General features: G+C 61.3%; 14 protein-coding genes. 7 read left to right on the plus strand and 7 right to left on the minus strand.

The features are described from left to right. Positions 1-74: 74 nt before the first annotated feature. From adh to B9A97_RS05830, 3 genes are all read right to left on the minus strand, one after another. Positions 75-1,589 carry an aldehyde dehydrogenase gene (gene adh / locus B9A97_RS05820; protein ID WP_084364070.1) on the minus strand — a complete coding sequence of 505 codons (1,515 nt, stop codon included), beginning with the start codon at positions 1,587-1,589 and terminating at the stop codon, positions 75-77. A 140-nt stretch (positions 1,590-1,729) separates the two neighbouring features. Next, on the minus strand, positions 1,730-2,689 hold the full coding sequence (locus B9A97_RS05825; RefSeq protein WP_084364174.1) for a helix-turn-helix domain-containing protein: 960 nt from the start codon (positions 2,687-2,689) through the stop codon (positions 1,730-1,732). Positions 2,690-2,774: 85 nt separating this feature from the next. Continuing rightward, positions 2,775-4,859: a putative bifunctional diguanylate cyclase/phosphodiesterase gene (locus tag B9A97_RS05830; RefSeq protein WP_084364071.1), complete on the minus strand. Its 2,085-nt coding sequence runs from the start codon at positions 4,857-4,859 to the stop codon at positions 2,775-2,777. A 323-nt stretch (positions 4,860-5,182) separates the two neighbouring features. On the opposite strand from B9A97_RS05830, the gene B9A97_RS05835 reads away from it, so the two are divergent. Both B9A97_RS05835 and pth read left to right on the plus strand, forming a co-directional pair. Then, complete coding sequence (locus tag B9A97_RS05835) at positions 5,183-5,782, plus strand: 50S ribosomal protein L25/general stress protein Ctc (RefSeq protein ID WP_084364072.1); 600 nt, start codon at positions 5,183-5,185, stop codon at positions 5,780-5,782. A 105-nt stretch (positions 5,783-5,887) separates the two neighbouring features. Further along, on the plus strand, positions 5,888-6,628 hold the full coding sequence (gene pth / locus B9A97_RS05840) for an aminoacyl-tRNA hydrolase (RefSeq protein ID WP_084364073.1): 741 nt from the start codon (positions 5,888-5,890) through the stop codon (positions 6,626-6,628). Positions 6,629-6,670: 42 nt separating this feature from the next. Here the strand turns inward: pth and B9A97_RS05845 are convergent, their stop codons facing one another. From B9A97_RS05845 to B9A97_RS05860, 4 genes are all read right to left on the minus strand, one after another. After that, positions 6,671-7,054 (minus strand): hypothetical protein, encoded by a 384-nt coding sequence (locus tag B9A97_RS05845; RefSeq protein WP_084364074.1) that lies wholly within the window; start codon positions 7,052-7,054, stop codon positions 6,671-6,673. A 156-nt stretch (positions 7,055-7,210) separates the two neighbouring features. Continuing rightward, positions 7,211-7,522 (minus strand): ATP-dependent Clp protease adapter ClpS, encoded by a 312-nt coding sequence (gene clpS, locus B9A97_RS05850; protein ID WP_084364075.1) that lies wholly within the window; start codon positions 7,520-7,522, stop codon positions 7,211-7,213. A gap of 32 nt (positions 7,523-7,554) precedes the next feature. Then, positions 7,555-7,950 (minus strand): type II toxin-antitoxin system VapC family toxin, encoded by a 396-nt coding sequence (locus B9A97_RS05855; RefSeq protein WP_143530339.1) that lies wholly within the window; start codon positions 7,948-7,950, stop codon positions 7,555-7,557. Positions 7,951-7,952: 2 nt separating this feature from the next. Continuing rightward, a complete protein-coding gene (locus B9A97_RS05860; protein WP_084364077.1) occupies positions 7,953-8,210 on the minus strand; it encodes an AbrB/MazE/SpoVT family DNA-binding domain-containing protein in 258 nt (85 codons plus the stop codon). A gap of 147 nt (positions 8,211-8,357) precedes the next feature. On the opposite strand from B9A97_RS05860, the gene ychF reads away from it, so the two are divergent. The 5 genes from ychF to B9A97_RS05885 all read left to right on the plus strand — a co-directional run bounded on the left by ychF (position 8,358) and on the right by B9A97_RS05885 (position 12,456). Next, positions 8,358-9,461, plus strand: coding sequence for a redox-regulated ATPase YchF (ychF, locus tag B9A97_RS05865; protein WP_084364078.1), 1,104 nt, complete (start codon positions 8,358-8,360; stop codon positions 9,459-9,461). A gap of 59 nt (positions 9,462-9,520) precedes the next feature. Continuing rightward, positions 9,521-10,954: a hypothetical protein gene (locus tag B9A97_RS05870; RefSeq protein WP_084364079.1), complete on the plus strand. Its 1,434-nt coding sequence runs from the start codon at positions 9,521-9,523 to the stop codon at positions 10,952-10,954. 73 nt (positions 10,955-11,027) lie between these two features. Continuing rightward, the gene (locus B9A97_RS05875) at positions 11,028-11,498 is read left to right on the plus strand and encodes a MaoC family dehydratase (RefSeq protein ID WP_084364080.1); all 471 of its coding nucleotides are present in this window, start codon (positions 11,028-11,030) and stop codon (positions 11,496-11,498) included. Then, a complete protein-coding gene (locus tag B9A97_RS05880) occupies positions 11,495-11,980 on the plus strand; it encodes a MaoC family dehydratase (protein ID WP_084364081.1) in 486 nt (161 codons plus the stop codon). Before B9A97_RS05875 ends, B9A97_RS05880 begins: the two co-directional genes overlap by 4 nt. Continuing rightward, a complete protein-coding gene (locus tag B9A97_RS05885; protein WP_084364082.1) occupies positions 11,977-12,456 on the plus strand; it encodes a glutathione peroxidase in 480 nt (159 codons plus the stop codon). Before B9A97_RS05880 ends, B9A97_RS05885 begins: the two co-directional genes overlap by 4 nt. Positions 12,457-12,458 lie beyond the last annotated feature (2 nt).

Below are 12,458 nucleotides of genomic sequence, written 5' to 3' on the forward strand. Positions count from 1 at the left end.
TTCGGCGGCGGCACAGTCACCCCCACCCGCAGTTCCGCTGCGACCTCCCCCCTCAAGGGGGAGGTGCGGAACCATCAGAAGAACCCAAGCGCCTTCGGGCTGTAGGACACCAGCATGTTCTTGGTCTGCTGGTAGTGGTCGAGCATCATCTTGTGCGTCTCGCGACCGATGCCCGACTGCTTGTAGCCGCCGAAGGCCGCATGGGCCGGATAGGCATGGTAGCAATTGGTCCAAACGCGACCGGCCTGGATGTTCCGGCCGAAATGGTAGCAGGTATTGGCATCGCGGCTCCACACGCCGGCACCGAGGCCATAAAGCGTGTCGTTGGCGAGTTCCAGCGCTTCGGCCTCGTCCTTGAAGGTGGTGACGGACACAACAGGCCCAAAGATCTCCTCCTGGAAGATGCGCATCTTGTTGTGCCCGCGGAACACCGTCGGCTTCACGTAATAGCCGCCGGCCAGTTCGCCCGGCAGTTCGTTGCGATAGCCACCGGTCAGCACCTCCGCACCTTCCTGTTTGCCGATGTCGATATAGAACAGGATCTTTTCGAGCTGCTCGCTGGAGGCCTGCGCACCGATCATGGTCGACAATTGCAGCGGATGCCCCTGCTGCACGGCTTCCACGCGCTTGATCGCCTTTTCCATGAACCGATCATAGATCTTCTCATGCACCAGCGCCCGGCTCGGGCAGGTGCAGACCTCGCCCTGGTTCAGCGCGAACATGGCAAAGCCTTCCAGCGCCTTGTCGAGATAGTCGTCGTCCTCGCGCATGACGTCTTCAAAGAAGATGTTCGGCGACTTGCCGCCGAGTTCCAGCGTCACCGGGATCAGGTTCTGGCTGGCATATTGCATGATCAGCCGCCCGGTCGAGGTCTCGCCGGTAAAGGCGATCTTGGCGATGCGGGGGCTGGTCGCCAGCGGCTTCCCGGCTTCCAGGCCAAAGCCGTTGACGATGTTGAGCACACCCGGCGGCAGAAGATCGGCGATCAGTTCGGCGAGAACCAGGATGGAGGCCGGCGTCTGCTCGGCCGGCTTCAGCACCACGCAATTGCCGGCGGCGAGCGCAGGCGCCACCTTCCAGGCCGCCATCAGGATCGGGAAGTTCCAGGGAATGATCTGGCCGACGACGCCGAGTGGCTCATGGAAATGATAGGCGACCGTGTCATGATCCACCTCGCCGATCGTGCCTTCCTGGGAGCGCACGCAGGCGGCGAAATAGCGGAAATGGTCGATCGCCAGCGGAATATCCGCGGCCATGGTCTCGCGCAGGGGCTTGCCGTTGTCCCAGGTCTCGGCGCGCGCCAGCAGTTCGAGATTGGCCTCCATGCGGTCGGCGATCTTGTTGAGGAGGTTCGCCCGTTCGGTAGTCGAGGTGCGGCCCCACTTGTCCTTGGCGGCATGGGCGGCATCCAGCGCCAGATCGATATCGCTGGCGTCCGAGCGCGCCACGTCGCAGAGCTTGCCGCCGGTGACGGGCGTGATGTTCTCGAAATAGCGGCCATTGACCGGCTCGCGGAATTCGCCGCCGATGAAATTGCCGTATTTCAGCTTGAACGGCGTGCCTGCGACCGGTTGAACCTGAATATTCATGTCTTCATCCTCCCTGATGATGGCAGCCCCTCCGTGGGCCGTGGGCGAATGATCATCGCGAATCCCGGTCGGCGGTAGTCACCACAGGCCATATCGCAGCGCACACTGTTTCAGTTATGCGACACATACGGACAGGAATGTCATTGCAGGCCGAAGCGCTTCAGCTTGCGGTGCAGCGTGGCGCGGCTGATGCCGAGTTCCTGCGCTGTCTGCGACACATTGCCGTTGCTGCGTGACAAGGCCCGGCGAAGCGCCGCCCGCTCGGCATCGTCGAGTTCCGATGCGCCTGACGGTCGCTGCTCCAGCAATACGTCGGCGGCCGGCAATCCCCGTGCCAGGGCAGCATCGTCCAGCTTCAGCGCCAATCGCGCCGCCCGGTTGGCGCCCACCACCACATCGTCGGCATCGACCGCAAGCAGCGCGCTGGCAACGGAAGAGCCTGACGGAACCAGAACCATCCGCGCCGCCGGAAAAGCCAGCCGGAACAGGCAGGATTCCACGCGGCCCACGACATCGCGGACCGATTGCGACAGGATCGCCAGCGTCAGCTCGCTCACGTCATCGCGGCAGGTTGAGATATCGACCGCCCCGGCCACCCGACCGAGATGATCCCGGAACGGTGCTGTCACGCAGCTCAGCGCGATGTTGGAGGATAGAAAATGCTGGTCGCGATGGATGACGACGGGACGCTCATCGGCGAGCGCCGTGCCGATGCCGTTGGTCCCCACACTGGCCTCGCTCCAGACATTCTGTTGCCAGAGCCCCAGCCGCCGGAAATCAACGTCATCGCCAGCACCGCTGCGGCGATCGACGATCACGCCATCCCGGTCGGACAAGACAATGCAGCAACCGGCGCGCCCGACCGTCTGGTAAAGCCGGTCGAAGTCCTCCGCGCAGGCTTCGATGACCGGCTGCAGCCGTTGCCGGGCCTCCTCGAACCGCGCCTGCTCGACCTGAACCGGCCGCCGCGCCTCCTCCGGGGCGAGATGGTGCACATCAAGGCAGCGACGCCAGGAGGCCGCAATCGGCGAACTGATCGCCGCGGACCGCTGAGATGCCGTATCGTAAACCCTGTCGGAATGTGTTGTGAGATGCCGCATGCGCTCCTCCGGATGCCATGGCATCATGAGCGCGGTACCGGCATCTTTCAATCGGGGAATCACGACCCGCGACGAAAGGATGACCTCAGGCCGCCCGTGTGACAGGCTCCTGCTGGTCCGGCGCGACCGCACTGTCCGGATCCGCGCCTTCGCGGTTGACCATCTCCTGGATATCGCCGCGCGGCACGGGACGGCTGTAGAAATAGCCCTGCACCTGATGGCAGCCTTCGGCCGTCAGGAAGCGGATATGTTCCTCGTTTTCCACGCCCTCGGCCAGGACGGGGATATCGAGGCTCGCCGCCAGGATCAGCGTCGACCGCACGATGGCCGCCGACTGCCGGCTCGTTGCGACGCCATCAATGAAGCCGCGGTCGATCTTGATCTTGTCGAAAGGAAACAGTTGAAGCGTCGACAGCGACGAATACCCGGTGCCGTAATCGTCCATCGCGATCTTCACGCCCAGCACCTTCAGCTGACGGATGATGTGCAGCGCATGCTGCTGGTCGGCAATGATGCCGGACTCGGTGATCTCCAGCTCCAGCCGATGCGGCGCAAGACCGGTATCGATCAGGATCTGGTGCACGACGGCAGGCAGGTTGTTGTTGGCAAGCTGCTGCGGCGCGACATTGACCGCCACACGCAGGGGGCGCTTCCAGGTGGTGGCCTCGCGACAGGCCTCCCGGATCGCCCAGTTGCCAAGCTCGATGATCAGGCCGGTCTTTTCCGCAATCGGGATGAACTCGACCGGCGACACCTTGCCGCGAACCGGATGGTTCCAGCGCATCAAGGCCTCGAAACCGACGAGCTCTCCTCCGACCGTGTTGTTCTGCTGCTGGTAGTAGAGTTCGAACTCGCCCCGCTGGAAGCCGGCACGCATGTCCAGCGCCAGGGCATTGCGCTCGCGCGCCGCCTGGTCCATCGACGTGTCGTAGAAACAGATATTGTTCGATCCCGTCGCTTTCGCCCGGTACATGGCGACATCGGCCTGGGCCAGCAGGTCGTCGATGGTCTCGGCATTGTCGGGATAGAGCGATATGCCGATGCTCGTGCCGACACCGATCACTTCGCCGTTCCAATCGATCGGCTGGCAGATCTCCGTGATCAGCCGCTGCGCCAGTTGATGGGCATCCTTCTGGGTGAAATAGGCGCCGGAAACGGCTACGAATTCATCGCCCCCGGTACGGGCGATGAACTCCCCGTCGCGCAATTTCGCCGCCATGCGCGCCGACACCGTGCGCAGCACGTGGTCGCCTGCCGCATGACCCCGCACGTCATTGATTTCCTTGAAGCGATCCAGATCGAAGGACAGGACCATCATCTTGCCCGTGCGATCGACCGACCGTTCCAGCAGGCGTTCGATATGCTCCATGAATGCTGTGCGGTTCGGCAGGCCCGTCAAGGCGTCATGCAGCGACAGATGGCGGTAGCGCTCAAACGAGGCTCGCGTTGTCTGCATGTCAATCGCATAGGTCGTGGCACCGAGCGACAGGATCACCGTGATGATCGACAGGATCACCACGATCAGCACGCCGTTGTGCAAGACATCGACAGGCGCCAGCGCTTCGGCATTGGGCACCATGGTTACCGCTGTCATGCCGGTAAAATGCATCAGGGCAATCGCGCAAATCAGCGAGACGCCACCGCCATACATGCAGAAGCGTGTATGAGGGCGCGCCACCCTGTTCGTGGCGAGCGCACCGAAAAACGCACCGAGCACCAGCGAAGCGACGACATAAGTGGTGTCCCAGACCATGTCGGCCTGAACCTGATAGGCCGACATGCCGAGATAATGCATCAGCGCAATGCCAAGGCCGAGGATCGCACCGCCACCCTCAATCAAGAGGCCGCGTGTCGCATAGGCAGCGATGGCAAGGCCGGCGCCCGTCGTCAGCACGGCACTGACCAGCGACAGCAAGGTGACGACCGGCTCATAGCCGCTCGGCGTTGCCACGTCATATCCCATGATGGCGACGAAATGCGTGGTCCAGATCGAGGCGCCGCCAACGATCGCCGTCAGCCCAAGCCAGCTGAGCCGCGTCATGCCCCTGTTGTTGCGCGCGCGGGCAAAGAGCCGCATCGTCAGCAGCGAACCCAGCACGCAGACTGCGACGGCTGCGGCAAGAAAGACCGAATCGTGCTCAACTACGATACAGGTCAGGACGTTCAGCATGTTTCACCGGCCATAATAGCATTTCAACAGATGATGATTTAACAGTCGTCAATTTCAAAAGGCTTGCCAATAATGGTTAGCATATTGCTTATTGGCCGCCTAACCGAACGATCTTGCCGCAGCCCGGATCGACAAAACCGGCAATTGCGGCCGAAAAGCCCGCCGCTTCTTGCGTTTCCGGGCTGACTGTATTATAGCGCGCCCACCCGCGTAGACACCCTTGGAGGCAACGCGGATGGAAGCGTTTTGACAACGCCTCCGGTTTTGCGGCCCGGCGCATGCCTATCCGCAAGGCTCTCCATATAACATCGAAAGGAAATGCCATGAGCCACGCATCTTACGAGCTCAAGGCCGAAACGCGCGAACGGGTTGGTAAGGGGTCCTCCCGTGAACTTCGCCGCAACGGTCTCATTCCCGCTGTCATCTATGGTGACAAGCAGGCCCCCATCTCCATCTCGCTGAACACCAACGAGGTGACCAAGCGCATTCACGCCGGCGGTTTCATGACCACCGTTGCCGTGATCGACATCAATGGCGAAAAGATCCGCGTTTTGCCGAAGGACTACCAGCTGGACGTCGTTCGCGACTTCACCATGCACGTAGACTTCCTGCGCGTATCGGCCGACAGCCAGGTCGTTGTTGAAGTGCCGGTTCACTTCATCAACGAAGACAAGTCCGGCATCAAGGTTGGCGGCGTGCTGAACATCGTCCGTCACGCAGTCGAACTGCACTGCCCGGCCAGCGACATTCCGGAATTCATCACGGTTGACCTCGCAGGTCACAAGATCGGCGCCAGCCTGCACATCTCGCATGTGAAGCTGCCGGCCGGCGTGACCCCCGTCATCACCGACCGCGACTTCACCATTGCAACGATCGTGGCACCGGCTGGCGGCACGACCGAAGGCGAAGAAGCCGAAGCCTGATCAAGGGCTCGCCGGACCGGTTCCGGCCTGATAGACTGATAGACGGCCCGAAAATCACCCCGATTTTCGGGCCGTTTCGTTGAAGACGAGACATGGACCAGGCTCATGATCATCCTCGCCGGCCTCGGCAATCCCGGCGCCCAATATGCGGGCAACAGGCACAATATCGGCTTCATGGCGGTGGATGCCATCCAGCGTCGCCACGGCTTTTCGCCCTGGTCGAGGAAATTCAAGGCGGAGATTTCCGAAGGCTCGCTGGCAGGCGAAAAGGTGCTGCTAATGAAGCCGCAGACCTATATGAACGTCTCGGGTGAAGCCGTCGGTGAGGCCATGCGCTTCTACAAGCTCGGCCCTGAAAATCTCGTCGCCATCTATGACGAACTCGATCTCGCGCCGGGCAAGGTCCGCATCAAGACCGGCGGCGGCCATGGCGGCCACAACGGCATCAAGTCGCTGGACGCCCATTGCGGCCTGCCCTATCGACGTCTCAGGCTCGGCATCGGCCATCCCGGCGACAAGGCGCGCGTCCAGGGTCATGTGCTGGGCGATTTCGCCAAGGTCGACCGCGACTGGCTGGATCCTCTGCTCAAGGCGCTGGCAGACAACGCCGACATGCTGGTGCGCGGCGAAGAATCCCAGCTCATGAACAAGCTGGCGCTGGCGACGGGTGGCAAGGCCGACGACGAGAAAGGCGAGAAAGCGGCGAAGCCCGCAAAGCCGCAAGGCCAGTCCCACATCCGGCAGGCCCGTAATTTCGCCCAGCCCAAGAAACTGCCGGAGACCGGTCCCATGGCCGATATGCTGAAGCGCATGTTCGCCAGGAAGGATGAAGACGACAAGTCTTGACGGCCCGCCCGGTCAACAGGCGACACCGAAGTCGCGACAGGATTACGACCAGCTGGCGGTCTCGATGCGGAAGGCCAGGATATTGTCCATGCTGCCGAGGCCGGTATCGACCACCTTGGCCATGACGGCTGCAACGTCGGGCGACGCCAGCATGACACACAGGCCGGACAGAGCCGAAAGCGCAACCGCATTGCGCAGGTTGCGCATCGACGTCAGCCGATAATGTCCGCTCGCATCGTAATCGGTGCGAAGCGGTCCCTGTTCGCCCGGCAGATCGTCGTCAAGCGCCATCTCCAGGGTGGAGAAGTCAGGTGAGCGATCATTAACGGGATTGAACAGCGCACGACAGACATGCGCGAGCGCACCAAGGCAGCAAAACATGCCAATGCCCGCGATGTAGTGCCAGATAGCCACATCATGTTCCATGCGACCTCCTTTGGAGCCCTCATCCCAGACGGCTATACCGCCTACGATGTCACCCGGGCGTCCCAACAGCGGAACGACTCAAACCCGGAGACTCCAACGTCAAGATTATGAAGCAAGAAGGCTAACAAACCGTTGCACGCAACGGACTGAGCTTAACTACTCCTCCGGTTCCGTCGTAAACATCAGGGGAAATCCGGCTTCCTTGGCGAGATCGGTCGCCTCCTTGGCCTTTGTCTCCGCAATATCGCGTGTAAACACCGCAACCACGCACGAACCCTTCTGGTGCGCGGTCATCATGATCCGATAGCTGGTCTCCGGCCCGATGCGAAACACCGCCTTCAGCACGATCACCACGAAATCCCGCGGCGTATAGTCGTCATTCAGCAGGATGACCTTGTAGAGCCGCGGCCGCTCGACTTTCGGCACGGTCTTCAGTCTCGGTTTCAGTGTCACATCCTTGTCAGGCATCGGCGACTTTCGTCATGAGATGACATCGGTTGTCATGGCGCGTTCAGATTAATACAGGGGCGCCGACTTGCCGAGAAGCGTCGAGCAGCATCCCTGTCGAAGGTTACGAACGTCTCCGCTTGGAAACGTTCACCTTCGACGGCAATGACGGCATCGGCAAAATCGCCACCGCTTTCGAGGAACTCAAGCCCGGCAGCCACTGCTGGCGCATCGAAGATAACGCTTTCCGTGTTGATGATGGCCCTGACCGCCTGGCTCAGTTCGGAACGACTGAAGCGATAAACGCGCGCCAACACCCATAGGAGTTCGCAAAAGACCTGGTTGGTGACAACGGGCTCGTGCAAGGTAAGAAAGTCGGTGGCCTTCTCCGCTTGAGCTTCGTCATCGTTGGTCAACACTCTCACCAGGACATTCGTGTCGACCGTCACCCTCAAAGCTTGACCTCGCCGGCCCAACCCGCGGCGACTGCCTCATTCATCTCCTCGATTGAAACAGGTCGATTGGCTTTATGGGCAAAGAGACCGCGCAGAGCGACAACGGAACCTTTGGGCTCATTGGCACTCTTAGGCAGGTCGGAGCGGGCGGGCACTTCGATGTCGATTTCGTCGCCCGGCTTCACGCCCAATTCTTCCATAAGGTCGGGGTCAAGCGTCACCTGACCGCGTATGCCGATTGTGACACGAACCATGCTCCAGGCTCCTCTTGTCGCCACCGTCGGATTCCATCCTGCCTCAGACAGCCTTGCAGCGCAATAACCAGCCTCCACCCTTGACCCCGGCGCCACCTTCCCCCATAGGCATGGCCATATCCCCGATTTACGTGACGGAATGCATCCATGGGCTTCAAATGCGGTATCGTCGGACTGCCGAATGTCGGCAAGTCCACCCTCTTCAACGCGCTGACCAAGACGGCAGCCGCGCAGGCCGCCAACTATCCGTTCTGCACCATCGAGCCGAACACCGGTGAAGTGGCAGTTCCCGATCCGCGCATGCAGAAGCTCGCCGCGATCGCCGGCTCCAAGGAAATCATCCCGACCCGCATCTCCTTCGTCGATATCGCCGGCCTGGTGCGCGGCGCGTCGAAGGGCGAAGGTCTTGGCAACAAGTTCCTCGCCAATATCCGCGAAGTCGATGCCGTGGTCCACGTGCTGCGCTGCTTCGAGGATGACGACATCACCCATGTCGAAGGCCGCATCAACCCGGTGGGCGATGCCGAAACCATCGAGACGGAACTCATGCTGGCCGACCTGGAAAGCCTGGAGCGCCGTGTCGACCAGACCCGCAAGCGCGCAGCCTCGAAGGACAAGGACTCGGTTGCCCAACTGCCGATCATGGAAGCGGTGGTGAAGCTGCTGAACGAGGGCAAGCCGGCCCGCCTGCTGTTGAAGACGCTGGGCGCCGACGAGATCGCCATCTTGAAGGGGCTGAACCTCCTGACCTCGCATCCCGTGCTTTACGTCTGCAACGTGGCGGAAGCCGATGCCGCGACCGGCAACAAGCACACCGAGGCTGTCGCCGCCATGGCGCGCGAACAGGGTGCGGAATGCGTCATCATCTCGGCCGCCATCGAAGCTGAAGTCGCCCAACTGCCGGAAGAGGAAGCGACCGAATTTCTCTCCGCCCTTGGTCTCGACGAAGCCGGCCTCGACCGCCTGATCCGTGCAGGCTACCACCTGCTCGACCTCATCACCTATTTCACCGTCGGCCCCAAGGAAACCCGTGCCTGGACCATCGTGCGCGGCACCAAGGCACCGCAGGCCGCCGGTGTGATCCACACCGATTTCGAGCGCGGCTTCATCCGTGCCTTCACCATCTCCTATGACGATTATATCGCCTACAAGGGCGAAGTTGGCGCCAAGGAAGCCGGCAAGGGCCGCGACGAAGGCAAGGAATATGTCGTGCACGACGGAGACGTGATTCACTTCCGCTTCAATACCTGATCAACTCCGGCTATTACTTCCCCGACGCAGTCGCAAGCGCAGGTGCGCGGGGAGGTTGAATGGCATTGATGTCCAAGCGGATCCTGGCAACGTTTATGTTCGCCACGGTCCCCACCTGTTTTGCAATGGCGGAACCGGGCAACGAAGCGACCGCCCGCCAGATTGAACAGCAATACGAGGCGCTTCTCGGCCTACCGACCGGCATCGTGAAGGTGGCCACTGCCACGGACGGCTACCAGTTGGTCATAGACGCCCCGCAGCTTTTGCAGAAGTTTGCGGTTCCGGGCCTCGTCGTCGAAGGCCTCCAGTCCTTCGCGATGCAGTTGAAGCCCACATCGAATGGCGACTGGCAGATTGAGCAGAGCGACAGCTTCGACATCAGCGGCCGCTACCAGCAGCCGCCATCGCTGGAGACGCTTTCCTTGCGCTACAAGGTCGGCAGCTTGACCGGATCGGGACTGGCCTCGCACGATTTCCAGATCCCGAAATTAATGCAACTCGATATGCGCGATGTCTCGACGTCGGTCGTATCGGGCGCCTATCGCAGCGAACAAACGGCTGAGCGCATCACCTGGGACCAGTCCACGGACAATGTCCGGGATGGGCTGCTGGACCTGAAGACCGACTCCACCGAAACCAAAATGAAAAACGCCGGCCAGCCCGATGCCTGGACGGCGGACAAGCTGACAAGCAGCATTCGCATGCAAGGTGTCCCCTATCTTGCCTTGCAGGATCTGTTGGACGCATGGATGAAGCAGGTGCAACTCGGCAAATCGACGCCTGACATTGCCGTGGCCCTTCGCCCTGATCTGCAGCAGATCATGCCAATCGCTCGAGGTCTTCAATACACCGGCGCGTTCGAGGGTTTCGCGGCCTCGGCGCAGGGCATGGAGTTGAAGGCACGCAATGTTACCTACAGCGTCGATGCCGCCAATCTCGCCGGCGATGTCGATCTTGGGATCGGTCTCTCGATCGATACCCTTGAGGTCGATGACCGGCTGCCTGCCGCAACGGCAGAGCTGCTGCCGGACACCGTCACCATGGACGTCGACGTCGACGAGCTGAATTTCCAGCGACCCTGGGAGTATTTCATCAAGAGCTTTTCCCCGCAGCAAGCGCTCAACGACAACCAGACGGCACTGCTGATGAATTACCTGCTGCCGAAGGACCAGGTGAAACTCGATATCTCGGAAAGCCGCGTGGCTTCATCGCTTTACGACGTCACTGCCGGCGGAACGGTGGACTTCAAGATCGGCGCGCCGCGTCCCGCCGGACAGATCAAGATCACCGCTCATCGGATCGACCCGCTGATTGCCCACCTGCAGAAGAACGTCAAGCAGGTTCCGGAATTCGGCCAATATGCCTTCTTCGCCCTGGCTGCCAAGGGCTTTGCCCAGACCGGGCCCGACGGCGGCCTTGTCTGGGACATCGAGATGGACGAGACCGGTGCGGTCAGGATCAATGGCCGCTCCTTCGGCGGCGCTCCGAATTGACGCATGCCGTCTTCTTGTCACGGGCCACACAGTTCGGCATTGTGCGCGCCGGACAAGGCAAGGGACGCATGGCATGAGCGCTGACAGACTGTACTACGAGGACCTCGACGTCGGACGGGTCTTCGAGCTAGGACCGAAGCAGGTGGTGGCCGAAGAGGTCATCGCATTCGCAACCGAGTTCGACCCGCAACCCATGCATCTCTCGGAGGAAGGCGGCAAGGCGAGCATCCTCGGCGCCCTCTCGGCCTCCGGCTGGCATACCAGCAGCATGTTCATGCGCATGATGATCGACGCCTATCTGCTGAACTCGGCCTCGGAAGGCTCGCCGGGCATCGACGTCATGGAATGGAAGCGCCCTGTGCATGCCGGCGATACGCTATCGGGCCGCTCCACGGTGCTGTCCGCCCGGCCCATGCGCTCGCGGCCGCATATCGGCATCGTCAAGTTTCGCCATGAGGTGGAGAACCAGCGCGGGGAAATGGTGCTGGTCTCGGAAAACTCGATCATGTTCCGCAGCCGCGCGGCAGAGGGCCAGGCCGCATGAAGATGATCGAACTGCACCCGGTCGGACAGAGGGTCGTGATCGGCCAGAAACTGTTTTCCGCCGAGGATATCATTCGTTTCGCCGAAAAATTCGATCCACAGCCCTTCCATACGGATGCGGAGGCGGCCAAGCAATTCGTGTTCGGGGCGCTCTGCGCCTCCGGCTGGCATACCGCATCCAACTGGATGCGCACCTTCATCGAATATTGGGAGGCGGAAACCCGCAGGCTGCTGAAGGACGGGATCGACCCGCCGCGGCTTGGCCCCTCCCCCGGCTTTCGTGAATTGCAGTGGTTGAAGCCCGTCTTTGCCGGCGACACCATCACCTATAGCATCACGGCGCTGGAAAGCCGCCCCCTTGCCTCGCGTCCCGGACGCCTTATGAACATTGCCCTGTGCGGCGGCGACAACCAGCACGGCGAACCCGTCCTGCGTTTCAAGAGCGCCATTCTCGAATTCGACAATCTGGAGGAACCGGCATGACCGTGCATGATTTCAAGGCCAAGGATATCACCGGCAAGGAGCGTGAACTTTCCGAATTCGCCGGCAAGCTGCTGCTGATCGTCAACACGGCCAGCGCCTGCGGCCTCACCCCGCAATATCAGGGCCTGCAGGCGTTGCAGGACGAGTTCAAGGATGATCTCGTGGTGCTGGGCTTCCCCTGCAACCAGTTCGGCGCTCAGGAGCCGGGCAGCGAGGAAGAGATCGCCGCATTTTGCGATCTCAACTTCAAGGTCGGCTTCCCGCTGTTCTCGAAGATCGACGTCAACGGCGAGAATGCGCATCCGCTCTACAAGTACCTGACGCATGAGGTGCCGGGTGTCCTGGGCACGGAATCGATCAAATGGAACTTCACCAAATTCCTGATCGGTCGCGACGGACTGCCGATCACCCGCTATGCCCCAACCACCACGCCGGAATCCATCGCACCTGATATTAGGGCCGCCGCGGCAGCCTGAGG

Origin of the sequence: Rhizobium sp. RU36D, from assembly GCF_900176345.1 — a bacterium.
GTDB lineage: Bacteria > Pseudomonadota > Alphaproteobacteria > Rhizobiales > Rhizobiaceae > Allorhizobium.

Excerpts from the sequence above, each read along its gene's own strand:
- adh (WP_084364070.1), bottom strand. The coding sequence starts at position 1,589 with ATGAATATTCAGGTTCAACCGGTCGCAGGCACGCCGTTCAAGCTGAAA.
- B9A97_RS05825 (WP_084364174.1), bottom strand. The coding sequence starts at position 2,689 with ATGCGGCATCTCACAACACATTCCGACAGGGTTTACGATACGGCATCT.
- B9A97_RS05830 (WP_084364071.1), bottom strand. The coding sequence starts at position 4,859 with ATGCTGAACGTCCTGACCTGTATCGTAGTTGAGCACGATTCGGTCTTT.
- B9A97_RS05835 (WP_084364072.1), top strand. The coding sequence starts at position 5,183 with ATGAGCCACGCATCTTACGAGCTCAAGGCCGAAACGCGCGAACGGGTT.
- pth (WP_084364073.1), top strand. The coding sequence starts at position 5,888 with ATGATCATCCTCGCCGGCCTCGGCAATCCCGGCGCCCAATATGCGGGC.
- B9A97_RS05845 (WP_084364074.1), bottom strand. The coding sequence starts at position 7,054 with ATGGAACATGATGTGGCTATCTGGCACTACATCGCGGGCATTGGCATG.
- clpS (WP_084364075.1), bottom strand. The coding sequence starts at position 7,522 with ATGCCTGACAAGGATGTGACACTGAAACCGAGACTGAAGACCGTGCCG.
- B9A97_RS05860 (WP_084364077.1), bottom strand. The coding sequence starts at position 8,210 with ATGGTTCGTGTCACAATCGGCATACGCGGTCAGGTGACGCTTGACCCC.
- ychF (WP_084364078.1), top strand. The coding sequence starts at position 8,358 with ATGGGCTTCAAATGCGGTATCGTCGGACTGCCGAATGTCGGCAAGTCC.
- B9A97_RS05870 (WP_084364079.1), top strand. The coding sequence starts at position 9,521 with ATGGCATTGATGTCCAAGCGGATCCTGGCAACGTTTATGTTCGCCACG.
- B9A97_RS05875 (WP_084364080.1), top strand. The coding sequence starts at position 11,028 with ATGAGCGCTGACAGACTGTACTACGAGGACCTCGACGTCGGACGGGTC.
- B9A97_RS05880 (WP_084364081.1), top strand. The coding sequence starts at position 11,495 with ATGAAGATGATCGAACTGCACCCGGTCGGACAGAGGGTCGTGATCGGC.
- B9A97_RS05885 (WP_084364082.1), top strand. The coding sequence starts at position 11,977 with ATGACCGTGCATGATTTCAAGGCCAAGGATATCACCGGCAAGGAGCGT.